Consider the following 25,920-nt stretch of genomic DNA (forward strand, 5'->3'; position numbering starts at 1 on the left):
GGCAAGCCAGCTCCCACAGTGTCCAAGGTGAAACACATAGTGTGTGAACACCATCGATCCCTGTGGGAGCTGGCTTGCCAGCGATGCTTTTAAGCTTTTTCCCAAACCTCGAAGTTGTACGCGGGCTTATCGTCAACCGCCGGGTTTTCAACGTTCGACACCAGTTTCCACTGGTTCAAATCAAACTCCGGAAACCACGCATCCCCTTCCGGGCTCAACGCCACGCGAGTCAGATACAGACGATCCGCCTGCGCCAGCCCTTGCGCATATAACTGCGCGCCACCAATCAGCATCAACTCATCAACGCCCTGCTCTTTCGCCCATTCCTCGGCGCGAACCACTGCGGCTTCCAGCGACGGATAAACTTCCGCACCTTCCAGCACAAGATCCGCCTGACGACTGACCACGATATTCAAGCGCCCCGGCAATGGCCGACCGAGCGAATCCCAGGTCTTGCGACCCATGATGATCGGCTTGCCCAAGGTCGTCGCCTTGAAGTATTTGAAGTCCCCCGGCAGGTGCCAGGGCATGCTGTTGTCGACGCCGATCACGCGGTTTTCACCGAGGGCTGCGATCAGGCTGAGGGGGAGTGATTTAGTCATGCCGGCGAGGATACCAGAGCCGCGCTTACCCCGATAAGCGCCACAGCGGTTATGCTCAGCGCTCATTTAAGCGACGGGACGCCGCGTGACTGAACTGACTCCACTGCAAAACCTCTGGCTGACCGAGACCGTGCGCCTGCGCGAAGAACACGCCGGCCCCCTGGATGATCTGGAAGCCAATCGCCTGGCGCGCACGACCGGCGGCGATCTGCCGAGCCGCATTCAACGCCGCGCGTTATGGCTGGCCGAGCGTGACGGGCTGACCAATGCCCTCAAACACTGGCTGCAAGGCGCGCGTCTGGCGCTGGTGTTGCTGATGTTCTTTGCGGTCCTGAGCGGCGCCGGTCTGGCCTTCGCTGCGCTGGGGCAGACGCCGGTCAACGTGTTTTGGGCCTTGGGCAGTCTGCTCGGGCTGAACCTGATTCTGTTGCTGAGCTGGTTGCTGGGCTTGATCTTTGCCGGTGAACACGGCGCCACGCTCGGACGATTAGGGTTATGGCTCAGCGAAAAACTTGCTCGCGACGCTAAAGCCGCGCAACTGGCGCCGGCACTGCTGTTGATGCTGCAACGCAAGAAACTCAATCGCTGGGCGCTCGGTATGCTGGTCAACGGTTTGTGGTTGCTTGCGATGCTCAGCGGGTTGATTCTGCTGCTGACGCTGATGGCAACCCGGCGCTACGGCTTCGTCTGGGAAACCACGATTCTCAGCGCCGACACTTTTATCCATGTTACCCACGCGCTCGGTTATCTACCGTCGCTGCTCGGCTTCAATGTGCCGACGGTGGAGATGATCCGCGCCAGTGGCAACGGTGCGCTCGATATTGAAAGCGCCCGTCAGGCCTGGGCGACCTGGCTGGTCGGCGTGTTGGTGGTGTACGGCGTGCTGCCGCGTCTGCTGCTGACGCTGTTGTGTTTCTGGCGCTGGAACAGCGGCAAAGCCGCGCTGCGTCTGGACTTGAACCTGCCAGGCTACGCGCAATTGCGCGAACGGCTAATGCCGACCAGCGAACGCCTTGGCGTCAACGACCCTGAGCCTGCGCATTTGCACCGCGTCGAAAGCGGCGTTGGCGAACTGGTTAGCGAAGGCGCGTTGTTGGTCGCGATTGAACTCGATGAGCAGCGCCCATGGCCACCCGCACTGCCGAAAAACGTCAGCAACGCCGGCGTCCTCGACAGCCGCGAATCACGCCATAAACTCCTCGAACAACTCAGTCGCTTCCCGCCGGCACGCCTGGCGATTGCCTGCGACCCACGGCGCTCGCCGGATCGCGGCAGCCTCGCCTTGATCGCTGAACTGGCGCGCAGTGCGAGCGAAACCCGCGTCTGGCTGCTGCAAGCGCCACCCGGTGATGCACTGGATGCCGAACGCCTCGGCGACTGGCACGTGGCGCTGCAACAGCTTGATCTGAAGTTTGCCGATTGCGCACCGTTGAACTGGCTGGAGACTGGCCATGACTGATGCCTGGAAAGCGCCGCTGAAACTCGCGGTGGTCGGCCACACCAACGTCGGCAAAACCTCGCTGCTGCGCACGCTGACACGCGATGTCGGTTTCGGCGAAGTCTCCCATCGCCCGAGCACTACGCGGCATGTCGAAGGCGCACGTTTATCGGTGGACGGCGAGCCGTTGCTCGACCTCTACGATACGCCGGGGCTGGAAGACGCCATCGCCCTGCTGGATTTTCTCGAACGCCTGGAACGCCCCGGCGAGCGCCTCGACGGCCCGGCGCGACTGGCGCGGTTTCTCGACGGCAGCGAGGCGCGCCAGCGTTTCGAACAGGAAGCCAAAGTGCTGCGGCAACTGCTCGCCTCCGACGCCGGTTTGTATGTGATCGATGCGCGCGAACCAGTGCTGGCCAAGTACCGCGATGAACTGGAAGTGCTCGCCAGTTGCGGCAAACCGCTGCTGCCGGTGCTGAATTTCGTCAGCAGCGCCAACCATCGCGAGCCGGATTGGCGTGAAGCATTGGCGCGGCTTGGATTGCATGCACTGGTGCGTTTCGACAGCGTGGCGCCGCCCGAGGATGGTGAGCGACGGCTCTATGAAAGCCTTGCGCTGCTGCTGGAAAATGCCCGGCCGCAACTGGAACGATTGATTGCCGACCAACAGGCTCAGCGCCTCGCGCGTCAGCAAAGTGCGGCGCGATTAATTGCTGAATTGTTGATCGACTGCGCCGCGTGTCGGCGCAGTGTGGTCAGCGAGGCGACGCAGGAACAGCAAGCCATCAGCGAATTGCGCAAGGCTGTGCGCCAGCGCGAGCAGAAGTGTGTTGAGGCGTTGCTCAAGCTGTATGCGTTCCGACCACAGGATGCCGCGGCGAGTGATTTGCCATTGCTCGATGGACGCTGGGGCGACGATCTGTTCAACCCGGAAACCTTGAAGCAGCTCGGCGTACGGGTGGGCGGCGGGATTGCTGCAGGTGCGGCGGCAGGGGCTGGTGTGGATTTGCTGGTTGGCGGGATTACCCTTGGTGCGGCGGCGCTGGCGGGGGCGATTGCCGGTGGCGCGCTGCAAACGGCGCGCAGTTATGGCAGTCGGTTGCTAGGCAAGATCAAGGGACAGCGCGAGCTGACGGTGGATGACGGGGTATTGCGGCTGTTGGCGTTGCGGCAGCGGCAGTTGGTGTTGGCGCTGGATCAGCGTGGGCATGCGGCGATGGATGCGGTTCAGGTGGCGACGCCCCAAGACAAGACCTGGCGTGAAGGCAAGTTGCCTGAAGCGCTGAACAAGGCGCGGGCGCATCCGCAGTGGTCGTCGTTGAATCCGCAGGCGAAGTTGAATCAGGGGGAAAGGCAAGAGCAGATTGAGGCGTTGGTGGGGAAGGTGCTTGAGCTGTAGACGCCGACCCTCACCCCAGCCCTCTCCCAGAGGGAGAGGGAGCCGATCTTCATGCTTTTCAAAACCTGAGTTCGACTGGATATTTCAGGTCGATGTAGGGCCCAAGAACAACACGGTCAGCTCCCTCTCCCTCTGGGAGAGGGCTGGGGTGAGGGTTGCAATCACCCGGCCGACAACAAAACCTCAGCCTTGCGCTTGAGAACCGCCAAATCAATCACCGGCACCGCCATCTCCTTCGCCAACTCATCCCACTGGCGCATCCGCAAGCTGACCGCACACAACGGATCCCGCTCAAACCCATCCGCCTCCGCCTCCGTCATCACCCCGCCCTGATATTCCAGCGTCCGCCGGCTCGCCTCACTCAGCCGATCAAAATACCCTGGCTCACGCAACGTCAGATACCGCTTGGCCTGCACGTGATACTCCACCAGCCGCGCCATGCGCTCGCTGAAACCGGCCTCACGCAAATAATCCGCGCCCAGCCGTTCATGACTGACCACTCCATAGCCGCCCATGTTCTCCGCGCCCTCGGCACACAGATGGCCGATGTCATGAAAGAACGCCGCCAGCACCACTTCATCATCAAAGCCCTCGGCGATCGCCAGTTCAGCGGCTTGGGACATATGCTCGATCTGCGACACCGGTTCGCCGATGTAATCGCTGGTGCCAAAACGCTCATACAGCGCGAATACCTTGGCGACGGTTTGCTCGTGACCTGTCATCAAATTTCCTCCAGCAGCTGCGCAATGTTGCGCTCGGCCATCGCCGGGCCGACGCTCATGCCGACGCCGGTGTGCATCAGCGCCACACTCAACCCCGCTGCCGGGCGCAGCAACGAAAACGGCCCCGGCCCTCGAGAACCATAGACGCCCTGCCAACGCTCGACCACTCGCACTTTGCAGCCCAGGGTCTGCTCGGCCAGTTCGAGCATCCAGTTATCCACTTGCTCGGCGTTGAACGGTGAAGGGTCGCTGCCGTAATGGTGCGAGTCGCCGATGATCAGTTCGCCGTACGGCGTCGGGCTGATCAGCAGGTGGATACCGTTGTCGTGCAGGTGCGGTTGTTCGCGCAGGATCTGCGCCTGCACCGCCGCTGCTTCCGGCAGATCGGCGAAGGCGCCGTAGTGCACGCAACTCAAACCGGTGAGCAAGGCGTGTTGCAGATTCAGATCGACCTGCGGTTTGGCGCGGAGCATTTGCAGACGGCAGATTTGCGGATTGAGCGCGGCAATCGGTTCGGCAAGGAGAGTCTGATAATCGTGGCCGGAGCAAACAATGATCTGCTTCGCCGTAAAGCTGCCCGCGGTGCTGAGCAAGCGTCCGGGTTCGACGTCGCGCACCAGCGTCGAGAAGTGAAACTCGACGCCGAGGTCGCGGCGCAGGTAGTCGATCAGCGCCGGGATTGCTTCACGCGAGTACAGCTGTTGATCGTCGATGCCGTGGAGGGCCGCGCGGTGGTGGCGGAACTGGCCGTCGTAGAGATCGCGCAGGGCGGCACCGCGCAGCAGGTCGACGTTGTAGCCGTGCTCAATGGCGCGGCCGGTGCAGAAGGTGTCGAGCAGGTGTTCTTCGGCTTCGGTTCTTGCGAAGAGATAAGAGCCGTTACGCTTGATCTGCAAACCGGCGAGTTGCGCCCAGTCGCCCCATATCTCGCGGCTGGCCTTGGCCAGTTCGAGCATGGGGCCGGGTGGCTGGCCGGTGACCAAGGCCTGGCCGAAGTTGCGCACCGAAGCGCCTAGGGGCGTGGCAGTGCGTTCGAAGACGGCGACCTTGAGGCCGCGTTTGGCGGCAGCGTAGGCGTGGGAAAGGCCGAGGATGCCGGCGCCTACGATGAGCAGGTCTTGGTGTTGTGTCATTTAGAGGTGCTCTGAATGAGAGGCCGTCATCGCTGGCAAGCCAGCTCCCACAGGTATCGAGGTGTTCACAAAATTCGTGTTCACCGCAAAACCCTGTGGGAGCTGGCTTGCCAGCGATGAGGCCCTGTCAGTCGATTAAGATCTTACTTGGCAGCCACTTTCTCGGACTTGCCGTCATAGCGCTTGCGCCACTCGGTCAGAATCTCGTCACGATTCTTCGAGGCCCAGGCAAAGTCGTTCTTGATCAGACGCTGCTCATAATCCGCCGGCAATTCGGTCTGCGGCTTGGCAATCCCCGGCTGCGCAAGAACAGCGAAGTTCTCCTTGTACAGATCCATCGCCTCAGCACTCGCCGAGAAGTCCGCCAGTTTCTTCGCCGCGTCTTCATGCGGCGTACCTTTGATCACGGCAGTCGCTTCGATCTCCCAGCCCAGACCTTCTTTCGGCAGGATGATGTCCAGCGGCGCGCCCTGACGCTTCAGCTGTACCGCCGGGTATTCAAAGGAAATACCGATCGGGAACTCGCCCGCCGCTGCCAGTTTGCAAGGCTTGGAACCGGAGTGAACGTACTGGCCGATGTTTTGGTGCAGGCCATCCATGTACGCCCAACCCTGCTTCTCGCCAAAGGTTTGCAGCCACGCGCTGACGTCGAGGAAACCAGTGCCGGACGACGCCGGGTTGGGCATGACGATCTTGCCCTTGTACTCAGGCTTGGTCAGATCCTGCCAGCTCACCGGTTTGCTCAGGCCCTGTTTCTCGGCTTCGACGGTATTGAAGCAAATCGTTGCGGCCCAGACGTCCATGCCGACCCACGCTGGCGGGTTGGCGGCGTCGCGGTAGTTCGCGCCGATCTTGCCGAGGTCCTTCGGCGCGTAGCTTTGCAGCATGCCTTGCTGGTCGAGGATCGCCAGGCTCGAAGCCGCCAGGCCCCACACCGCGTCAGCCTGCGGGCGAGCCTTTTCGGCGAGCAGTTTGGCGGTGATGATCCCGGTGGAATCGCGCACCCATTTGATCTCGACGTCTGGATTAGCCTTTTCGAAGGCTTCTTTGTAAGACTTCAATTGTTCGGCTTCGAGGGCGGTGTACACCGTCAACTCGGTTTTTGCCGCGAAGGCATTCAGGCTGAAAGTAGCGAGCACAGCAGCGGCCAGGGCCATAGGCTTGAACATGATCGTTTTCCTGTAATGAGTTGAACGGGGTTGGAATCAGTGACCGGGCGCGGTTTGCCGCCAGGCTTGAGAACGGCGCAGCAAGCCGCGCGAAGCCCACGCCAGCAGCAAGGACACGCCCGCCGAGGTGAACAGAATCAGGGTCGACATCGCCGCCGCGCCGCCGACGTTGCCGGCGTCATCCATGTTCAGCACCGCGACTGCCGCGAGGATGGTGTCGGGGCTGTAGAGGAAGATCGCCGCCGACACCGTGGTCATCGCCGAGACGAACAGGTAGCGCACGATGTCCAGCAGCGCCGGCAGGCAGATCGGCACGGTGACGCGCAGGTAGTGGCGGTACAGCGGCGCCTTCAGCGACAGCGCAGCCGCTTCGAACTCGGCGTCGAGTTGGCGCAACGCGGTGGTCGCGGTCATTTGTGCGGTGGTCAGGTAGTGCGCGATGGTGCAGACGATCAGCAGCGTCATCGTCCCGTAGAGCACGTGCAGCGGGTTACCCGTGAGGTTGAAGAAGAAGACGTAACCCAGACCGAGCACCAGCCCCGGCACCGCCATCGGCACAAAACTGAGCATGCGCAGGGCCAGGTTGAGGCCGCGCTGATCGCGGGTTTTCTCCATCAGATAAGCGCCGGTGAAAATCAGCACGCTGCCGATCAACGCCGTGCCCAGCGCCATCTTCAAACTGTTGCTGTAGGCCAGCCAGCCACCGCCGGCGGTTTCGTTGAACTGATAATGGTTGAGTGACAGCGACAGGTTGTACGGCCAGAACTTCACCAGCGACGAAAACACCGCCATGCCGAACACCAGAATCAAGGCGGCGCTGATCAACACAACAATCGCCAGGTAACAGCCATCACGGAGTTTCGACGGCGCCGGCTTGAACACCTGCGCCCGACCGCTCATGGAGTCACCGTGACGGCGACGCAGCCAGGCATCGACGCCGAAGCTGAACAGCGCCGGCAGCAACAGCACCATGCCGATCAACGCGCCGCGTCCGAATTGCTGCTGCCCGACCACGGCTTTGTAGGCCTCCAGCGCCAGCACTTGGTAGTCGCCACCGACCACCACCGGCACACCGAAATCGGTGATGGTCAGGGTGAACACCAGACAGAACGCGGCGAACACAGCCTGTCGCGTTGCCGGCCAAGTGATGCTGCGAAACGCCTTGGCCGGACTGGCGCCCATGCTCGACGCGGCATCGAAAAGACGGGCATCGGCCAGCGACAATGCCGAGAGCAAAATCATCAGGGCATGCGGGAAGGTGTAAATCACCTCACCCAGCACAATTCCCCAGAACCCGTAGATGTTGTCCGAGAGCAGCCCGCGCAACATGCCTTGGTTGCCGAACAGGTAGACCAGCGCAATCCCCGGCAGCATCGACGGCGCCATCAGCGGCAGCAGGGAAATCCCGCGCCAGATGCCCTTGGCCGGAATCATTGTGCGTTGCAGCGCGTAGGCAAACAGGTAAGCCAGCGGTACGACGATGGCCGCGACGCTGAGGGACACTTTCAGGCTGTTGCCGAGCAGCCAGTGGAAATTCTCGCTGGTGACCATCTCCTTCGCCGCGATCCAGCCACCGCCCTGTCCGGCTTCACTGCTGAAGCCGCGCCAGAAAATCGCGAGCAGCGGCAGCAACACCGCGACGCCGAGCAACATCAGCAAAAGGACTTTGCCGCCGACGACAAAAATGCGGTCGCCGATCTCGGCTTTTGAAGTCTGGCGCACCTGCTTGTGCGGTAGCGGCAGCGCGAGATTGCTGTTCATCAGGCAAACACCTGCAGGCTGCACGGCGGCAAGGCGACCATGATCTGCTGGGCGCCCAGGCGCGGCATGGCTTCCGGCGCGAGTTCGGCGAGCAGCGCGTGGCCGGGCAACTGATCGAGTTCGAAGCTCATGCGGCAGCGGTTACCGAGGAAAGTGATCTCGCGCACCTTGGCCGGGAACAGGTTTTCCTCATGCACCAGCGGATTGACGTTGATCGCTTCGGGGCGGCAGAACAAACGGCCCGAGGCGCGCTGAATGCTGCCGTCGCTGAGGCGCAGGTTCATCCCGCCGACCTGCGCGTGAGTGTCGCTGCTGCGCTGGAACGGCAGCCAGTTGCCCTGGCCAACGAACTCGGCCACGAACGGCGTGGCCGGGCGGTTGTAGATCTCCTGCGGGGTGGCGTACTGCTCGACGCGACCGTTGTTCATCACCGCGATGCGATCGGCCATCAGCATGGCTTCGTCCTGATTGTGCGTGACCATCAGTGTGGTGATGCCGAGGTTGCGCTGCAGTTGCCGCAGCTCGGTGCACAGATGCTCGCGGACGCGGGCGTCGAGGGCGGACATCGGCTCATCAAGCAACAACAGCGACGGTGCTGGTGCCAAGGCCCGAGCCAGAGCAACGCGCTGTTGTTGGCCGCCGGACAATTGGCCGGGGTATTTTTTCTCGCTGCCGATGAGGCCGACCAGCTCCAGCATCTGGCCGACGCGACGGCGCACTTCGTCGCGACCGCTGCCGGCGAGGCCGTAGGCAATATTCGCCTCGACGGTCAGGTTGGGGAACAACGCATAGGACTGGAACAAAATCCCGTAGTCGCGGGCTTGCGGGGCAAGGTGCGAGACGTCGCGATCGCCGAGGTACAGCTCGCCGCTGTCCTGCTTCTCCAGACCGGCGATGCAACGCAGCAAGGTGGTTTTGCCGCAGCCCGAGGGGCCGAGCAGGCACACCAGTTCACCGGCGGCGACGTCGAGGGAGACGTTATCCAGCGCAGTGAACGCGCCGAAGCGTTTCTGCACGCCGCGCACTTTCATGGGTGCGCCGGGGTTGGTCAGGGCAGTTGCGATGGCAGGATTCATGGACAGACCTCATCAAGCAGATGAGGCCAATCCTAGAGTTGTAATGCGTCCGTCATGTGGCAGTGAGGCAAAAACTGGTGATAGTGGTATTCGGGGATTTTGGTTCAGAAGATTCAGGTCTTGGGTTGTTTGAACCGACGCCTTCGCGAGCAAGCTCGCTCCCACAGGGGAACGCATTCCAATGTGGGAGCGAGCTTGCTCGCGAAGAGGCCCAGACATTCAGCACAAGATTCAGGCCGGGGACATCTCTTGGGCCAAACCGAGAAACGCCGCCGGCAACCGCGCGCCCTTGCGCTCTTTCAGGCAATACAGATACTCAGGAATCTGCGGCGCATTCTCGATCGTCAGCACGCGCAACTGCGGGTCATGCGGCACTTCCTGCCGGGCAATGATGCTGATGCCGATATTGCGCAGCACCGCCTCACGGATCGACTCACGGCTGCCAATCTCCAGCAACGGCCCGAAGCTCACCCCGGCAGTCGCCAGCAACTCTTCCGTCAGCCGCCGCGTGGTCGAACCCGATTCGCGCATCAACAACGTATGCCCGGCCAGCGCGCTCAACGCCACATGCTCCTGCGTCGCCAGCGGATGATTGCGATGCACCGCCAGCACCAGCGGATCCGTCCCGAGCACCCGTCGAATCAACCTCGCGTCATCCAGCAACTGCGACGACGCGGCGATATCCACCCGATAATCCTCCAGCGCTTCGAGCACCTGCTGCGAGTTGCCGATTTCCACCGACACTTCCACTTGCGGCAAGCGCTCGCGAAAGGTCTTCACCAGATCGAGGATGTAATACGGCGCCGTCGCGGCGATGCGCAACGTGCCCTGCACCTGACCGCTGTTGCGCAGGAAAAACTCGATGTCGGCTTCCTGCTGCAACAGCGTCTTGACCATCGGCAGCAACCGCGCGCCTTCGTCGCTGACGCTCAGACGCCGGCCGCCACGGTAGAACAGCTCCACCGAATACTGACTTTCCAGATTGCGGATCTGCGTGGTCACGGTGGGTTGGCTGAGGCCGAGTTTTTTCGCCGCCAGCGTGATGCTGCCCAGGCGGGCGACCATGTAAAACGCTTTCAGCTCGGCACTCAGCACAACCTTTCCTCATCTATTTGCGCAGCAGGCGCAAACCGTTGAACACCACCAACAGGCTCACGCCCATGTCGGCGAACACCGCCATCCACATGGTGGCGAGCCCGGCGAAGGTTACCGCAAGAAAGATAGCCTTGATCACCAGGGCCAGCGCGATGTTCTGTTTCAAGATGCTCGCGGTGTTGCGCGACAGGCTGATGAACGCCGGAATCTTGCGCAGATCGTCGTCCATCAGGGCGACATCGGCGGTTTCGATCGCGGTGTCGGTGCCGGCAGCGGCCATGGCGAAACCGATCTCGGCGCGAGCCAGTGCCGGCGCATCGTTGATCCCGTCACCGACCATGCCGACTCGCCGACCCTGCGCATAAAGGTCTTCGATGGCTTGCAGTTTGTCGGTCGGCAGCAAGTCGCCTCGGGCCTCGTCGATACCGACCTGCGCGGCAATCGCCTGAGCGGTGTGGACGTTATCACCGGTGAGCATCAGGGTTTTCACCCCGAGTTCATGCAGTTGGCGGATCGCTTCGCGGCTGGTTTCCTTGACGGTATCGGCCACGGCGAACAGCGCCAGTGGGCCGGAACTGTCGAGCAGCAGCACCACGGATTTGCCCTGTTTCTCCAGCGCGAAGAGTTTTTCTTCCAGCGCTGGCGAGCACAGGCCCAGTTCTTCGACCAGACGATGGTTGCCCAAATGATAGGTCTGGCCGTTGATTTCGCCTTTGACGCCACGCCCGCCCAGCGCTTCGAAGTTATCCACAATCAGCGCGGCGAAGTTTTTATCCACAGCGGCGTTGGCGATGGCCAGCGACACCGGGTGATCGGAACGACCGGCCAATGCAGCGGCGATTGCCGGTGCGGTGGCATCGGCGGTTGGGTCGAGGGACAGGTAATCGGTCTGCACGGGTTTGCCGTGGGTGATCGTGCCGGTTTTATCCAGCGCCAGATAATCGAGCTTGAAACCGCCCTCCAGGTACACGCCACCCTTGACCAGAATGCCTTTGCGCGCTGCCGCCGCGAGGCCGCTGACGATGGTCACCGGAGTGGAAATCACCAGTGCGCACGGGCACGCGACCACCAGCAACACCAGCGCGCGGTAGATCCAGTCGAACCACACCGCACCCATGAACAGTGGCGGAATGATCGCCACGGCCAAGGCAAAGACAAACACCACGGGCGTGTAGATTTTCGAGAATTGATCGACGAAGCGCTGGGTCGGCGCACGCGCACCTTGGGCCTGTTCGACGGCGTGGATGATCCGCGCCAGGGTCGAGTTATTAGCTGCGGCGGTGACCACGTATTCCAGCGAACCGGCCTGGTTGATGGTGCCAGCGAAAACTTTGTCACCGACGGCTTTCTCTACCGGCAGGCTTTCACCAGTGATCGGTGCTTGATCAATGGTCGAACTGCCGCTGACCACTTCGCCGTCCAGCGCAATGCGCTCGCCCGGCTTCACCCGTACGCGGGCGCCGAGTTCGACGTTTTTTACGTCCTGTTCAATCCACGAACCGTCAGCCTGCAACACCGTGGCTTGCTCCGGCGTCATCTGCATCAGACCACTGATCGCGTTGCGCGCACGGTCCAGCGAGCGCGCTTCGATCAGCTCTGCGACAGTGAACAGGAACATCACCATCGCCGCTTCCGGCCACTGGCCGATCAGGATTGCGCCGGTCACGGCGATGCTCATCAGTGCGTTGATGTTGAGGTTGCGGTTCTTCAGGGCGATCCAGCCCTTTTTATAGGTGGTCAGGCCACCGCTGAGGATCGACACCAGCGCGATGATCGCCACCACCCAAGTCGGTGCGGCGTTGGTGAAGTGGATGACTTCAGCGGCGAGCGCGCCGACACCGGACAACGCCAGCGGCCACCAGTGTTTTTTCACTGGCTCCGGGACTGGCGAATCGACCCCCGCCTCCAGCGGCTCGGCGTGCATGCCGAGGGATTTGATCGCCTCAACGATTGGCTCAGTACCCGGCAAGTTATGGGTCACGCCGAGAACGCGGTTGATCAGGTTGAATTCCAGCTGCTGCACACCGGCGAGTTTGCCGAGTTTGTTCTGGATCAGCGTCTGCTCGGTCGGGCAGTCCATCGCCTCAATGCGGAAACTGCTCAGCCGCGCATCGGCGCTGGTTTTCTCGCTCAGTTGTACCAAGGCAGGCGCAGCGGCTTTCGACGAGCAGCAAGAATCTTCGTGCGCATGCACCGGGGCCGGCGCTGCGACTTTCGACCCGCAGCAAGAATCGCCGCCATGTGAATGCTGATGCACAGGCTGCAATTTGTGACTGTGTTCGTGCCCGTCGCCAGGCTTGTGGGTGTGCTGGGAATCGCTCATTGGTCGCGTCCATGAAGGTGCCTGTTGCCAAGTAAAGACCCTGTAGCCACTATAGGGTCAAGCACCCTTTTGGAGATTGCCGTCATGAAGATCGGAGAACTGGCCAAGTTGACCGACTGCGCCGTGGAAACCATCCGCTATTACGAGCGCGAAAACCTCCTGCCAGAGCCGGCCCGCAGCGACGGCAACTACCGCGTCTACACCCAGGCCCACGCCGAACGCCTGACCTTCATCCGCAACTGCCGCACCCTCGACATGACCCTCGAAGAAATCCGCAGTTTGCTGGCCATGCGTGACAGCCCGCAGGATCAGTGTGAAAGCGTGAATACGCTGATCGACGAACACATTCAGCATGTGAGGGCGCGGATTGATGGGTTGCTGGCGTTGCAGACACAACTGCTCGACCTGCGCCAACGTTGTGGCGAAGGGCCGGATGCGGAGCAGTGCGGGATTTTGCAGCGGCTGGAAGTGAGTGGCGGGGTTGTCGCGACGGAAGTTGAGCATTCCCATGTAGGCCGCAGCCACGGCCATTGAGAACACCACAAACACTGTGGGAGCGAGCTTGCTCGCGAAAGCGGTGGTTCAGTCGACACTTCTATCAACTGACACTCCGCTTTCGCGAGCAAGCTCGCTCCCACAGGGGGGTGCGTACTACTTGTCAGACCGCCATTGGCGCGGTCATTGGCGCGTGATGCTCATAGCCTTCCAGCGAGAAATCGCTCGGCTCGACCAGCTCCAGCCATTCCGGCTGGTACACGCCAGTCTTGGCAAACTCCGGCACACGATCCGAGATCTTCAGCTTCGGCATGGCAAACGGCTCGCGCTTGAGCTGTTCGTTGAGCATGTCCAGATGGTTCTCGTAGACGTGTGCATCGCCGATGAAATAGGTGAACCAGCGCGGCGTGTAGCCAGTCAGGCGACCGATCAGGCTCAGCAGCGCGGCGCCTTCGGTGAGGTTGAACGGCGTGCCCAGACCCAGATCGTTGGAACGGATGTAGAGGGTCAGAGAAATCTCTTTGGTCTCGACATTCGGGTGGAACTGATACAGCAGATGGCATGGCGGCAGGGCCATTTCATCCAGCTGGGCAACGTTCCAGCCGTGGAACAGAATACGGCGGCTGCCCGGATCGTTGATGATCGTGTCAACGCACTGGCGCACCTGGTCGATGGCTTTGTACAGCACCACGTAAGCCTGACCGTCTTCTTCGCCTTGAGCGATCTGCTTGTAGCCGTTGCTCAAGGTTTGTTCAATGGCGGCGGTGTTGCTCAGCGGGATCTGCTTGTACGCCGGCCATTTGCGCCATTGCACGCCGTAGATTTCGCCGAGGTCGTCGTCGCCCTGACGGAACGGGTTGGCCAGCCACTGCGCGTTTTCGTTGGCGTTCTGGTCCCAGACCTTGCAGCCCAGCGCACGGAATTCAGCGGCGTTGTTCACGCCACGGAGAAACCCGCACATCTCGCCGATGGCCGATTTGAAGGCCATTTTGCGCGTGGTGATCGCCGGAAAACCTTCCTGCAGATCGAAACGCAGCATCGCGCCCGGGAAACTGATGGTGTTGATGCCGGTGCGGTTGGCCTGTTTAGTGCCGTTCTGGATGACGTGCGAGACCAGTTCGAGATATTGCTTCATGAGTTACCTGTGTCCTTTGAGCCCCGGCGTCGCGCGCCGGGGTTCGTAGTTTAAGCCGTCGGCGCGAGCGGTGCTGCCGGTGCGCGACGATAGGCCAGCCAGATCAGGAACAGCCCGCCGACGATCATCGGCACGCAGAGCACCTGGCCCATGGTCAGCCAGTTCCACGCCAAGTAGCCCAGCTGCGCATCCGGCACGCGGACGAATTCGACGATGAAACGGAAGATGCCGTAGAACAGCGCGAACATGCCCGATACGGCCATGGTCGGACGCGGTTTGCGCGAGAAAATCCACAGGATCAGGAACAGCGCCACGCCTTCGAGCGCGAACTGATACAGCTGCGACGGGTGACGCGGCAGCTGCGCCGGATCGCTGAACGGCGGAAAGACCATGGCCCACGGCACGTCGGTGGCTTTGCCCCACAACTCGGCGTTGATGAAATTACCGATACGCCCGGCGCCCAGACCGATCGGCACCATCGGTGCGACGAAGTCCATCAACTGGAAGAACGACTTGCCGTTGCGCTTGCCGAACCACAAGGCCGCGAGCATCACGCCGATGAAACCGCCGTGGAACGACATGCCGCCCTTCCACACTTCGAAAATCAGCGTCGGGTTGGCCAGATAAGCGCTCAGATCGTAGAACAGCACATAGCCGAGACGTCCGCCGACGATCACGCCCATCGACATCCAGAAGACCATGTCGGAGAGTTTCTCCTTGGTCCAGGTCGGGTCGAAACGGTTGAGCCGGCGCGACGCCAGCAGCCACGCACCGCCGATGCCGATCAGGTACATCAGACCGTACCAGTGGATTTTCAGCGGACCGATGGCCAGGGCCACCGGGTCGATCTGCGGGTAAGGCAGCATTGCGACTCCTCGTTAGAGTTGAAACCAGAATTCCCGGGCGACGCTGCCACCTCAGGATTAAGCCAGGATTGCGACGGTTAAATCAGGAAGCTCACACCCACGCTGAACAGCAAAGCGGCGAACAGCCGTTTCAGCAACCGCGGCGACAATCGATGCGCCAAACGCGCGCCGATGCGGGCGAAAACCATGCTGGTCAGGGCGATGCCCAACAACGCCGGCAAATAAACAAAACCGAGACTATGCGGCGGCAACAACGGATCGTGCCAGCCCAGAATCATGAAACTTAATGCACTGACCAAGGCAATCGGCAGACCGCAGGCCGACGAAGTCGCCACGGCTTGCTGCATCGGCACGCTGCGCCAGGTCAGGAACGGCACGGTCAAAGAGCCGCCGCCGACGCCAAAAATCGCCGAAGCCCAACCGATGATGCTGCCGGCCACGGTCAGACCGAATTTGCCCGGCACCGTTCGGCTGGCCTTGGGTTTGATGTCCAGCGCCAGTTGCACCGAGATGATCAAGGCAAACACGCCGATGATCTTTTGCAGGTGCGGCCCAGAGATCGCTTCAGCGGTCAGCGCACCGAAACCGGCGCCGAGCAGAATGCCAACGGCCATCCACATGAAGATCGGCCAGCGCACCGCGCCTCGTCGATGATGCTCACGCACGGCGTTGACCGAGGTGAAGATGATCGTCGCCAGCGACGTCCCGACCGCCAGATGGGTGAGGATCGACTGATCAAAGCCCTGCAGGGTGAAACTGAACACCAGCACCGGGACAATAATGATCCCGCCACCGACGCCAAAAAGCCCGGCCAGCACGCCCGCACAGGCGCCCAGCGCCAGATAGAGCAGAAATTCCATGACCGTCTCCCCAGACCGCATCCGCAAAACCGGAGCGGCATGGTAACGGATGCACCCCCTCAGGCGGAACTGGCGATGGATGCACGGACGCCGGATGCGTACAGTGGACAAAAAACACACAAGGACCACCTTATGTGCCTGATTGTTTTCGCCTGGCGCCCGGGTCATGCCCAGCCGCTGATCGTCGCAGCCAACCGTGACGAGTTTTACGCCCGGCCGAGCCTGCCCTTGGCGCAATGGCCGGAGGCGCCACATGTGCATGCCGGGCGCGATCTTGAGGCCGGTGGGACCTGGCTGGGCATCGGTGCTAACGGCCGTTTTGCGGCGTTGACCAATATCCGTGATCCGCAACAGCCGCCAGCGCGCAAGTCGCGGGGGGAACTGGTGGCGCGGTTTCTCACGGGTGATGCGTCGATTGATGATTATTTGAGCGATGTGGTCGGGCGTTCGGCGGAATATGCCGGGTTCAATCTGCTGCTCGGCAACAGCCATGAGCTGTGGCATTTCAACGCGCGGATGTCGGAGCCGGTGATGCTGGAATCGGGGATTTATGGATTATCCAATGCAGGTCTGGATACGCCGTGGCCGAAACTGCTCAAGGCCAGGGCGGCGTTGAATGCGGTGCTGGATGATCCGCAGCCTGCGCGGTTGTTGGGGTTGTTGAGTGATGCGCAGGTTGCGCCGTCGGCTGAGTTGCCGGATACCGGGGTGGGCTTGGCGACGGAGACGTTGTTGTCCAGTGTGTTTATTGCCAGCCAGAGTTATGGGACGCGGGCGAGTACGGCGCTGGTGGTGCAGGCGGATGGGACGCGGCGGATGGTCGAGCGGAGTTTTGGGCCGTATGGCGGGCATCTTGGGGAAGTTGAGGTTTGTGTCTAAGAGCAAACCCTCACCCCAGCCCTCTCCCAGAGGGAGAGGGGGCCGACCGAGGTGTCTTGCGCCATACACCGACCTGAAAGACCGAATCGACTATGGATTCGGTAAAGCACTTTCAGGTCGAGTGGATTCAGCAAAGCACTTTCAGGTCGGCGTATCTCTGCAGCATCCCCCAATCAGTCCCCTCTCCCTCTGGGAGAGGGTTAGGGTGAGGGGGCTTTTGATCTTCACAGGGCCTTGATAACCGCCGGCGGATGCATTTTCGACAACCCAAGGTTCTTCAGCGCCAATTGCAGCGAACTGTGGATCACTTGCGGGTTATCAATCGTCATCAGCTCCGCCAACAACTCCTTGGACTTGCTCAGATTGACCTGACGCAACATCCACTTCACCTTCGGCAAGTTGGTGGCGTTCATCGACAAACTATCGAAACCCATCGCCATCAACAGCACTGCCGCCGCCGGATCGCCGGCCATCTCGCCGCAGATACTCACCGGTTTGCCTTCGGCATGGGCATCGCGCACCACGGTTTGCAGGGCTTGCAGCACCGCCGGGTGCAAATAATCGTAAAGATCGGCAACACGCGGGTTGTTACGGTCGACCGCCAGCAAATACTGGGTCAAGTCGTTGGAGCCGACGGAGAGGAAGTCGACCATCCGCGCCAGTTCCTTGGTCTGGTACACCGCCGCCGGAATTTCGATCATCACGCCGATCGGAGGCATCGGCACGTCGGTGCCTTCGTCGCGCACTTCGCCCCAGGCCCGGTGGATCAGGTGCAGGGCTTCTTCGAGTTCGTGAGTGCCGGAGATCATCGGCAGCAGAATCCGCAGGTTGTTCAGGCCTTCGCTGGCCTTGAGCATTGCGCGGGTCTGCACCAGGAAGATTTCCGGGTGGTCGAGGGTGACGCGAATGCCGCGCCAGCCGAGGAACGGGTTATCTTCCTTGATCGGGAAATACGACAGCGACTTGTCACCGCCGATGTCGAGGCTGCGCATGGTCACCGGTTGCGGGTGGAACGCAGCGAGCTGCTCGCGGTAGATCGCCAGTTGTTCCTTCTCGCTCGGGAAGCGCTGGTTGATCATGAACGGCACTTCGGTGCGGTACAGGCCGACACCTTCGGCGCCACGCTTCTGCGCCCGCGCCACATCGGCCAGCAGGCCGGTGTTGACCCACAACGGCATGCGGTGGCCATCGAGGGTCACGCACGGCAGGTCGCGCAGGGTGTCGAGGCCCAGCGCCAGTTGTTTCTCTTCTTCGACGATTTCGGCGAACTGCTTGCGCAGCACTTCGCTCGGGTTGGTGTAGACCTCGCCACGCGTGCCGTCGACGATCATCTCGATGCCGTCGACCTTGGCGTACGGCAGGTCGACCAGACCCATCACCGTCGGAATGCCCATGGCCCGGGCAAGAATCGCCACGTGCGAGTTACCCGAACCGAGTACCGAAACCAGACCGACCAGCGTGCCTTCCGGCACCTCGCCGAGCATCGCCGGCGTCAGCTCTTCGCTGACCAGAATGGTTTTTTCCGGGTAAACCAGGTTCTGCTGGCGCTCTTCCTGCAAATAGGCGAGCAGGCGGCGACCGAGGTCTTTGACGTCCGAGGCACGCTCACGCAGGTAGGCGTCGTCCATCAGTTCGAAACGATTGACGTGTTCCGTGACCACCTGACGCAGCGCGCCCTGGGCCCACTGGCCGGTCTTGATCACCGTGGTGATTTCGCTGCCCAGCGAGGCATCGTCGAGCATCATCAGGTAGACGTCGAACAGTGCGCGCTCTTCCGGGCGCAACTGGGTCGCAAGTTTGGCGGACAATGCGCGCATGTCGGCGCGCACGCCTTCGATGGCGGTCTTGAACAGCGCCAGCTCGGCGTTGATGTCGGTGATGGTCTTGTCCGGCACCACGTCCAGATCGGCAGGTGGCAGCATGACCACCGCAGTACCAACCGCCGCACCCGGCGAACCCGGTACGCCGACGAACTTGGCTTCCTGAATGCCCTTGCCCTGACGGCCCAGACCACGGATCGAACCGGTGGCCTCGGCGTGGGCGATAACGCCGGCGAGCTGCGCGCTCATGGTCACGAGGAAGGCTTCTTCACCTTCATCAAACTGGCGGCGTTCTTTTTGCTGGATGACCAACACGCCGACGACGCGGCGATGGTGAATGATCGGTGCGCCGAGGAACGAGGCGTAGCGCTCTTCACCGGTTTCGGCGAAGTAACGGTAGCGCGGGTGATCCGCAGCGTTTTCGAGGTTCAGGGGTTCTTCACGCGTGCCGACCAGACCGACCAGACCTTCGTTGGGTGCCATGCTGACCTTGCCGATCGAGCGCTTGTTCAAGCCCTCGGTGGCCATCAGGACGAAACGGTTGGTCTCGGGATCAAGCAGGTAGACCGAGCAGACCTGGCTGCCCATGGCCTCTTTGACGCGCAACACAATAATCCCCAACGCCGCCTTGAGATCCTTGGCGGAGTTAACTTCCTGGACGATCTTGCGCAGCGTATTGAGCATGGCTCGGGGTCGAACTCCGTCGTCAGTCGCGCGCTAAAAGGCGCGGGGCAAGCTCTTTGAGGGCGCGGCGATACACCTCGCGCTTGAATGTCACCACCTGGCCCAACGGATACCAATAGCTGACCCAGCGCCAGCCATCGAACTCCGGTTTACCGGTCAAATCCATCCGCACCCGCTGCTCGTTGGAGATCAGGCGCAGGAGAAACCATTTCTGTTTCTGGCCGATGCACAGCGGTTGGCTGTGGGTACGCACCAGACGTTGCGGCAAACGATAGCGCAACCAGCCCCGAGTACAGGCCAGTATTTCAACATCTTCACGTTCCAGGCCAACTTCTTCGTTCAGCTCGCGGTACAAGGCGTCTTCCGGCGTCTCTTCAGGGTTGATTCCCCCTTGCGGAAACTGCCAGGCATCTTGATTGATACGGCGAGCCCATAGCACCTGGCCGGCGTCATTCGTCAGAATGATCCCGACATTGGGGCGGAAACCATCGGGGTCGATCACGGCAACAACCTCGCAAACGCATGTCGCCGCATTGTTCCACAAAGGTTGATAAGGCGGCAACGAAGCTTCCTACCTTATGTGCACTCTTGTGAAAAGACCGTATTCTTGTCGCCTTTTTACAGACTTATCAGCGGGTAACTGCAATGCGCCTGGCACTCTTCGATTTGGACAACACCCTTTTGGGCGGCGACAGCGATCACGCCTGGGGCGACTATCTGTGTGAACGCGGCTTCCTTGACCCGATTGCGTACAAAGCGCGCAACGACGAGTTCTATCAGGATTACCTGGCCGGCAAACTGGATAACGCCGCGTACCTGAACTTCTGCCTGGAAATCCTCGGCCGCACCGAAATGGCCGTGCTCGATCAATGGCACAACGATTACATGCGCGACTGTATCGAACCGATTGTGCTGCCCAAGGCGCTGGAGCTGCTGAAAAAGCACCGCGACGCCGGCGACAAACTGGTGATCATCACCGCGACCAACCGCTTCGTCACCGCGCCGATTGCTGTGCGTCTGGGTGTTGAAACCCTGATCGCCACCGAGTGCGAAATGGTTGACGGCCGTTACAGCGGGCGCAGCACGGATATTCCGTGCTTCCGTGAGGGCAAGGTGACGCGCCTGAACCGCTGGCTGGAGGAGACCGGGTATTCGCTGGACGACAGTTATTTCTATAGCGATTCGATGAACGACTTGCCGTTGCTGGAGCAGGTGGCGAATCCGGTGGCGGTTGATCCGGATCCGAATTTGCGTGCCGAAGCCGAGAAGCGTGGCTGGCCGGTGATTTCGTTGCGCGGCTGATTACGCCATCGCTGGCAAGCCAGCTCCCACAGGTTTTTCGGCTGCCCACAATATCCGTGTTCGCTGAAGATCCCTGTGGGAGCTGGCTTGCCAGCGATTGGCTCGACTCGGTATATAGCCTTAAACAGGCTTGGCACCCATCAACCCGGCAATGGCGAGAAATCCGATGCCGCTGACAATCGCCAGCGCCAACGTGAATTTCCAGTTACCAACCCCGCTAGTCCATTGCCGATTAAGCCGCACCAGCAACCACACTGCACTCAACGTGGCCACGGCATAGATCACGCTGGACCCCAGAATCCAGAACTGCCCCAGTGGCCAGCCGATCAGGTGTACCAACCACCAGCCGGTGAAAGGCATGCTCAGCATACCGATCAGCATCAAACACCAGATAAACAGCCAGGGACGCTGCATCGTGCTGGCCGGCCCTTCACTGCGATTACGCCAGGTCAGAGCGGCGAGCCCCAGCCCGCTCGCGAGTATGACCACGGTCGCCGCGACGTGAAGTACTTTCAGGGTGGTCAGGGTTTCCATGAATTTCTCTTCCTTGGGCCATGCCCATCAGCGTAGCCGTTCAGCCAAGAAACAGCTGATAGGCCGGGTTCTCGCTTTCGTCCCAGTACGGGTAGCCGATTTCCTCAAGCGCCGCCGGCACCAGATGACGCTCGTCGTGCGGTACTTGCAGGCCCGCGACCACGCGGCCATCGGCGGCGCCGTGGTTGCGGTAATGGAACATCGAGATATTCCAGCGCCCGCCCAGCTTATTAAGGAAGTTGAACAGCGCGCCCGGACGCTCCGGGAACTCGAAGCGGAACACCACTTCATCAATCACGTGCGCCGCGTGACCGCCGACCATATGACGGATATGCAGCTTGGCCAGCTCGTTGTCGGTCAGATCGGTGACCGGGAAACCCTGCTCGGTCAGGCTCGCCAGCAATGCGCTACGCGGGTCGTTTTCCGGATGCGTCTGCACGCCAACGAAGATGTGCGCTTCGCTGCCGGTGTTGTAGCGGTAGTTGAATTCGGTGATCTGGCGCTTGCCGATGGCTTCGCAGAAGTTTTTGAAGCTACCGGCCTTTTCGGGAATGGTCACGGCAATGATTGCTTCGCGGCCTTCGCCCAACTCGGCGCGCTCGGCGACGTGGCGCAGGCGGTCGAAGTTGACGTTGGCACCGGAATCGATGGCGACGAAGGTCTTGCCACTGACGCCGCGCTGTTCGACGTACTTCTTGATGCCCGCCACGCCCAACGCGCCAGCAGGTTCGGTGATCGAGCGGGTATCGTCGTAGATATCCTTGATTGCCGCACAGATCTCGTCAGTGCTGACGGTGATCACTTCGTCGACGTAGTCTTTGCAGATATCGAAGGTGTGCTGGCCAATCTGCGCCACCGCCACGCCATCGGCGAAGATGCCCACGGTCGGCAGCACCACGCGCTCGCCGGCAGCCATCGCGGCTTGCAGGCAGTTGGAGTCGTCCGGCTCGACGCCGATGACTTTGATGTCCGGACGCAGGTATTTCACGTACGCAGCGATACCGGCAATCAGACCGCCGCCGCCGACCGGAACAAAAATTGCGTCCAGCGGCTGCGGGTGCTGACGCAAAATCTCCATGGCCACGGTGCCCTGCCCGGCGATGGTGTGCGGATCGTCGTACGGGTGGATGTAAACGTAGCCTTTTTCATCGACCAGTTTCAGCGAGTAGGCCAGGGCTTCCGGGAACGAATCACCGTGCAGCACCACTTTGCCGCCGCGCGACCGCACGCCTTCGACTTTGATCTCGGGGGTGGTCTTGGGCATGACGATGGTGGCTTTCACGCCCAGCACTTTCGCCGCCAGGGCCAGACCTTGCGCGTGGTTGCCCGCCGACGCGGTGACTACGCCACGGGCGCGCTCTTCATCGCTCAGTTGCGTCAGTTTGTTGTAGGCGCCACGAATCTTGAACGAGAAGACCGGTTGCAAGTCTTCACGCTTGAGCCAAATGTCGTTGCCCAGCCGCTCGGAGAGCTGGCGAGCGTTCTGCAGCGGAGTTTCTACGGCAACGTCATAAACGCGCGAGGTGAGGATCTTTTTGACGTACTGTTCGAGCATCGGAAAGCATCACTGAGCGGTTGAGCGGGACCGAGGAGTCTAACCCGGCTTTTGCCCGCACGACCACACGAATCCAGAGGTTTTAGCCACGCTTGCGGCTATAATGCCGGCCTTTCCGTACTCACCTTGCCCGCTTCCGGAGCCCGCATGACCCAGGATCAACTCAAACAGGCAGTGGCTCAGGCCGCCGTCGACTTCATCCTTCCGAAACTCGACGACAAAAGCATCGTCGGGGTCGGCACCGGCTCCACCGCCAATTGCTTCATCGACGCTCTGGCCCAGCACAAGGGCGCGTTCGATGGCGCGGTCGCCAGTTCCGAAGCCACCGCCGCGCGCCTCAAGGGCCACGGAATTCCGGTGTATGAACTGAACACCGTCAGCGACCTGGAGTTCTACGTCGACGGCGCCGATGAAAGCGACGCGCACCTGAACCTGATCAAGGGCGGCGGCGCAGCCCTGACCCGCGAGAAGATCGTCGCGGCCGTGGCCCAGACCTTCATCTGCATCGCCGACGCCAGCAAACTGGTGCCGGTATTGGGCGAATTCCCGCTGCCAGTCGAAGTGATCCCGATGGCCCGCAGCCACGTCGCGCGCCAATTGGTAAAACTGGGCGGCGACCCGGTGTACCGCGAAGGCGTTTTGACCGATAACGGCAACATCATTCTCGATGTGTTCAACCTGCAGATCACCAACCCGGTGGAGCTGGAAGCGCAGATCAATGCGATTGTCGGCGTGGTCACCAATGGCCTGTTCGCGGCGCGTCCGGCGGACTTGCTATTGCTGGGGACTAGCGAAGGCGTGAAAACCCTCAAGGCTGAGTAAATCCAGACTGCCCGAAATTTATGGGCAGACAAATAAACCTGTGGGAGCGAGCTTGCTCGCGAATGCGGTGGATCAGCCAACATCTTCATTGGCTGACCCGAAGCCTTCGCGAGCAAGCTCGCTCCCACATTGTTTTGTGGTGTTGATTAGTTCGGCGTTGGCTTTTTGAAGACGTAAAACAGGTTCGGTTCGCTCACCAGGTACAGCGTGCCGTCATCATCCATCGCAATGCCTTCCGCCTGCGGCACGGTCTTCTTCAAACCCTGCCGGCCACCACTGATGAACATGGTGCTCAACGGTCGTCCATCGACATCCAGCTCCAGAATCAATCTCGACTCATCCGACAGCGCCAATAAATGGCCGCTGCGCTCGTCGTATTGCAGGCTCGACAGATCGCGCACAAACATCCCGGCGTCACGCTTGGGATCGTTGATCACATGCACCGCGTAGGACTTCTCCGGGTTGAAATGCGGAAAGCCATGCACTTCGTAGATCAACATCGGATTGCGCTCTTTCGCGACAAACAGACGCTTACCCACCGAGTCGTAAGCCAGCCCTTCGAAACCCTTGTTGCCAGCCATATGCACGCCAAGGGTCATCTGCTCGGCGTCGGCCGAGTCGAGGAAGGTGGTGTCTGCCTCCAGGTGAATCTTGATCAGCCGCTGCTGGCGCTCGTCGGTGATCACGTAGGTGTCGGCGCTGATGAACTCGACGGCTTCCGGATCGCCAAAACCAATCAGGGCAATGCGCCGCAGGATCTTGCCTTCCAGCGACAGTTCGACCAGTTCGGAATTCTTGTTGGTCACGGTAAACAGGCTTTTGCGCACCGGATCGAAGGTCAGCGCCGAGACATCATCGTCCAGCCCGTCAATCACCCGCGCTTCAATTTCGACGCGATACTGATCCAGCCCGATCGACTCGCTACTCTGCGGTTGCCACAGGGTGTGCAGGTTGAACCAGGCGCGCTCGAACAGGCGCATGTATTGGCCGATCGCGATCAACGCGATCAGGGCAATCACCGACAGGATGATAATCAGAGGTTTGGGACGGGCAAGTCGACGCATTCGGAGGAGCTCGGGATCAAAACAGGCAGATGAAATATCACGCCCGTCTGAACTGAAGCTTAATGGCCACTTGCCTGTCAGGACAATCAGACTTGTCTGAAATTGCCGCGAGGACGGTTATTGCTGTTTTTCGAAGCGGTAGAACAGGTTCGGCTCGCTGACCATGTACAGCGTACCCGCCTCATCCATGGTCACGCCTTCGGCGCGGGGGATGGTGTTTTTCAGGCCATTGAAACCGCCGAGCAGGGTCATGAAGCTGACCTGCTCGCCCTTCTCGTCCAGCTCCAGCAGCAGATGTGAGTCGGCGGACAGCACCAGTGTGTGCTGGGTGCGCGGGTCAATCGCCAAGGCAGAGAGGTTGCGAATATCCAGTTCATCACTGGCGAGTTTTTGCTTGTCGCCCTTGAGGGTCTGGCTGCCATCGCTTTTCCAGATGAACAGCGCCGGTGGCCGCTCCTCACCCAAGAGCAATTGCTGGTTGTGCGCATCCCAGGTGATGGCTTCGAAGGCTTTGTTCTGGTCTTTCGACGGACCGAGGTCGTATTTCGGGAAATCGGCGATGTTCAATTCGCGGGTCCCGGCGTCGACCTTGACGATCGACAGCATGTGCTGGCGCTCATCGACGATGGCCATCAGGCCGTTTTCCATCATCGTCAGGCCTTCCGGATTGCTCCAGCCCACCAGCGGCATCTTGCGCAGTACATCACCTTGTAAAGTCAGTTCAGCGAGAAACGGGTTTTTGCCCATCACCGAGAATAGCGTTTTGGTCTGCGGGTTGTACGCCAGATCCGAAGCTTCGTCCTTCTCCATCCCCTTGAGCGGCTTGGCATCTATCACCACTCGATAATCCGGCAGCCAGACGCTTTCTTTCTGCTCAGCCTGGCTCTCAAAGCGCTCCTGCACCCACAGCACACCGCGATCATCCCAATGCATGGCAAACGCCAAGGCATAAGCGGCGGCAACCACCAGCAAGAGCCAGACATACCAACGCAGGGCGAAACGTGAACGACGAGTGGGTTTGAGCTGAGTTTGAGATGACATCGAGGGACGCGTTCCGAAAATTCAGGCTAAGGGTAATAGCACAAAGAGGCCGGCTCAGACGCCAGAATGAGAGGAATTATCCGTACAGGATGTGAAAAAAACGGCAAATGGCGGGATTGTCGTGTGTTGTCAGCGATCTTCAGGA

The 25,920-nt window shown here is 60.8% G+C and carries 23 protein-coding genes; 6 read left to right on the top strand and 17 right to left on the bottom strand.

Annotated elements, in window-relative coordinates:
- Nucleotides 1-89 precede the first annotated feature (89 nt).
- On the bottom strand, nucleotides 90-602 hold the full coding sequence (locus tag ACZ0A4_RS22420; protein WP_463576403.1) for a dihydrofolate reductase: 513 nt from the start codon (nucleotides 600-602) through the stop codon (nucleotides 90-92).
- Nucleotides 603-687: 85 nt separating this feature from the next.
- Between ACZ0A4_RS22420 and ACZ0A4_RS22425 the strand changes: the two genes are divergently transcribed.
- Nucleotides 688-2,061 carry a DUF2868 domain-containing protein gene (locus ACZ0A4_RS22425; protein WP_463576404.1) on the top strand — a complete coding sequence of 458 codons (1,374 nt, stop codon included), beginning with the start codon at nucleotides 688-690 and terminating at the stop codon, nucleotides 2,059-2,061.
- Nucleotides 2,054-3,439 carry a GTPase/DUF3482 domain-containing protein gene (locus tag ACZ0A4_RS22430; protein WP_463576405.1) on the top strand — a complete coding sequence of 462 codons (1,386 nt, stop codon included), beginning with the start codon at nucleotides 2,054-2,056 and terminating at the stop codon, nucleotides 3,437-3,439. Before ACZ0A4_RS22425 ends, ACZ0A4_RS22430 begins: the two co-directional genes overlap by 8 nt.
- A gap of 161 nt (nucleotides 3,440-3,600) precedes the next feature.
- Here the strand turns inward: ACZ0A4_RS22430 and ACZ0A4_RS22435 are convergent, their stop codons facing one another.
- From ACZ0A4_RS22435 to ACZ0A4_RS22465, 7 genes are all read right to left on the bottom strand, one after another.
- Nucleotides 3,601-4,161, bottom strand: a complete 561-nt coding sequence (locus ACZ0A4_RS22435) for a phosphonate degradation HD-domain oxygenase (RefSeq protein WP_463576406.1) — start codon at nucleotides 4,159-4,161, stop codon at nucleotides 3,601-3,603.
- On the bottom strand, nucleotides 4,161-5,294 hold the full coding sequence (locus tag ACZ0A4_RS22440; protein WP_463576407.1) for a TIGR03364 family FAD-dependent oxidoreductase: 1,134 nt from the start codon (nucleotides 5,292-5,294) through the stop codon (nucleotides 4,161-4,163). Before ACZ0A4_RS22440 ends, ACZ0A4_RS22435 begins: the two co-directional genes overlap by 1 nt.
- A gap of 143 nt (nucleotides 5,295-5,437) precedes the next feature.
- Complete coding sequence (locus tag ACZ0A4_RS22445) at nucleotides 5,438-6,463, bottom strand: putative 2-aminoethylphosphonate ABC transporter substrate-binding protein (RefSeq protein ID WP_463576408.1); 1,026 nt, start codon at nucleotides 6,461-6,463, stop codon at nucleotides 5,438-5,440.
- A gap of 36 nt (nucleotides 6,464-6,499) precedes the next feature.
- Nucleotides 6,500-8,224: a putative 2-aminoethylphosphonate ABC transporter permease subunit gene (locus tag ACZ0A4_RS22450; protein ID WP_463576409.1), complete on the bottom strand. Its 1,725-nt coding sequence runs from the start codon at nucleotides 8,222-8,224 to the stop codon at nucleotides 6,500-6,502.
- Nucleotides 8,224-9,300 (bottom strand): putative 2-aminoethylphosphonate ABC transporter ATP-binding protein, encoded by a 1,077-nt coding sequence (locus tag ACZ0A4_RS22455; RefSeq protein ID WP_463576410.1) that lies wholly within the window; start codon nucleotides 9,298-9,300, stop codon nucleotides 8,224-8,226. Before ACZ0A4_RS22455 ends, ACZ0A4_RS22450 begins: the two co-directional genes overlap by 1 nt.
- Before the next feature lie 231 nt (nucleotides 9,301-9,531).
- A complete protein-coding gene (locus ACZ0A4_RS22460) occupies nucleotides 9,532-10,395 on the bottom strand; it encodes a LysR family transcriptional regulator (RefSeq protein WP_463576411.1) in 864 nt (287 codons plus the stop codon).
- A gap of 13 nt (nucleotides 10,396-10,408) precedes the next feature.
- Nucleotides 10,409-12,718: a heavy metal translocating P-type ATPase gene (locus ACZ0A4_RS22465; RefSeq protein ID WP_463576412.1), complete on the bottom strand. Its 2,310-nt coding sequence runs from the start codon at nucleotides 12,716-12,718 to the stop codon at nucleotides 10,409-10,411.
- 84 nt (nucleotides 12,719-12,802) lie between these two features.
- On the opposite strand from ACZ0A4_RS22465, the gene cadR reads away from it, so the two are divergent.
- Nucleotides 12,803-13,252: a Cd(II)/Pb(II)-responsive transcriptional regulator gene (gene cadR / locus ACZ0A4_RS22470; protein ID WP_463576413.1), complete on the top strand. Its 450-nt coding sequence runs from the start codon at nucleotides 12,803-12,805 to the stop codon at nucleotides 13,250-13,252.
- A gap of 124 nt (nucleotides 13,253-13,376) precedes the next feature.
- Here the strand turns inward: cadR and ACZ0A4_RS22475 are convergent, their stop codons facing one another.
- The 3 genes from ACZ0A4_RS22475 to ACZ0A4_RS22485 all read right to left on the bottom strand — a co-directional run bounded on the left by ACZ0A4_RS22475 (nucleotide 13,377) and on the right by ACZ0A4_RS22485 (nucleotide 16,074).
- Nucleotides 13,377-14,348, bottom strand: a complete 972-nt coding sequence (locus tag ACZ0A4_RS22475; protein ID WP_034153704.1) for a thymidylate synthase — start codon at nucleotides 14,346-14,348, stop codon at nucleotides 13,377-13,379.
- Between the two features lie 50 nt (nucleotides 14,349-14,398).
- Complete coding sequence (gene lgt, locus ACZ0A4_RS22480) at nucleotides 14,399-15,214, bottom strand: prolipoprotein diacylglyceryl transferase (protein WP_007913003.1); 816 nt, start codon at nucleotides 15,212-15,214, stop codon at nucleotides 14,399-14,401.
- Nucleotides 15,215-15,291: 77 nt separating this feature from the next.
- Nucleotides 15,292-16,074 (bottom strand): sulfite exporter TauE/SafE family protein, encoded by a 783-nt coding sequence (locus ACZ0A4_RS22485; RefSeq protein ID WP_463576414.1) that lies wholly within the window; start codon nucleotides 16,072-16,074, stop codon nucleotides 15,292-15,294.
- 132 nt (nucleotides 16,075-16,206) lie between these two features.
- Here ACZ0A4_RS22485 and ACZ0A4_RS22490 point away from each other — a divergent pair, with 132 nt between their 5' ends.
- Nucleotides 16,207-16,953, top strand: a complete 747-nt coding sequence (locus tag ACZ0A4_RS22490) for an NRDE family protein (RefSeq protein ID WP_463576415.1) — start codon at nucleotides 16,207-16,209, stop codon at nucleotides 16,951-16,953.
- Nucleotides 16,954-17,177: 224 nt separating this feature from the next.
- Here the strand turns inward: ACZ0A4_RS22490 and ptsP are convergent, their stop codons facing one another.
- Together ptsP and ACZ0A4_RS22500 are read right to left on the bottom strand one after the other, a co-directional pair.
- Nucleotides 17,178-19,457 carry a phosphoenolpyruvate--protein phosphotransferase gene (ptsP, locus tag ACZ0A4_RS22495; RefSeq protein WP_463576416.1) on the bottom strand — a complete coding sequence of 760 codons (2,280 nt, stop codon included), beginning with the start codon at nucleotides 19,455-19,457 and terminating at the stop codon, nucleotides 17,178-17,180.
- A 22-nt stretch (nucleotides 19,458-19,479) separates the two neighbouring features.
- On the bottom strand, nucleotides 19,480-19,959 hold the full coding sequence (locus ACZ0A4_RS22500) for an RNA pyrophosphohydrolase (protein ID WP_003229203.1): 480 nt from the start codon (nucleotides 19,957-19,959) through the stop codon (nucleotides 19,480-19,482).
- Nucleotides 19,960-20,102: 143 nt separating this feature from the next.
- Between ACZ0A4_RS22500 and ACZ0A4_RS22505 the strand changes: the two genes are divergently transcribed.
- Complete coding sequence (locus ACZ0A4_RS22505) at nucleotides 20,103-20,759, top strand: histidinol-phosphatase (RefSeq protein ID WP_463576417.1); 657 nt, start codon at nucleotides 20,103-20,105, stop codon at nucleotides 20,757-20,759.
- 120 nt (nucleotides 20,760-20,879) lie between these two features.
- Here the strand turns inward: ACZ0A4_RS22505 and ACZ0A4_RS22510 are convergent, their stop codons facing one another.
- Nucleotides 20,880-21,293, bottom strand: coding sequence for a DUF2269 family protein (locus tag ACZ0A4_RS22510; RefSeq protein WP_463576418.1), 414 nt, complete (start codon nucleotides 21,291-21,293; stop codon nucleotides 20,880-20,882).
- A 40-nt stretch (nucleotides 21,294-21,333) separates the two neighbouring features.
- Nucleotides 21,334-22,848, bottom strand: a complete 1,515-nt coding sequence (gene ilvA / locus ACZ0A4_RS22515) for a threonine ammonia-lyase, biosynthetic (RefSeq protein ID WP_463576419.1) — start codon at nucleotides 22,846-22,848, stop codon at nucleotides 21,334-21,336.
- A gap of 147 nt (nucleotides 22,849-22,995) precedes the next feature.
- Between ilvA and rpiA the strand changes: the two genes are divergently transcribed.
- On the top strand, nucleotides 22,996-23,670 hold the full coding sequence (gene rpiA / locus ACZ0A4_RS22520) for a ribose-5-phosphate isomerase RpiA (protein WP_463576420.1): 675 nt from the start codon (nucleotides 22,996-22,998) through the stop codon (nucleotides 23,668-23,670).
- A 146-nt stretch (nucleotides 23,671-23,816) separates the two neighbouring features.
- Here rpiA and ACZ0A4_RS22525 read toward each other — a convergent pair whose 3' ends face one another.
- Both ACZ0A4_RS22525 and ACZ0A4_RS22530 read right to left on the bottom strand, forming a co-directional pair.
- On the bottom strand, nucleotides 23,817-24,734 hold the full coding sequence (locus ACZ0A4_RS22525) for an SdiA-regulated domain-containing protein (RefSeq protein ID WP_463576421.1): 918 nt from the start codon (nucleotides 24,732-24,734) through the stop codon (nucleotides 23,817-23,819).
- Nucleotides 24,735-24,851: 117 nt separating this feature from the next.
- Nucleotides 24,852-25,775 carry an SdiA-regulated domain-containing protein gene (locus ACZ0A4_RS22530; protein ID WP_463576422.1) on the bottom strand — a complete coding sequence of 308 codons (924 nt, stop codon included), beginning with the start codon at nucleotides 25,773-25,775 and terminating at the stop codon, nucleotides 24,852-24,854.
- Nucleotides 25,776-25,920: the final 145 nt, after the last annotated feature.

This window comes from Pseudomonas sp. AC172 (genome assembly GCF_979258595.1).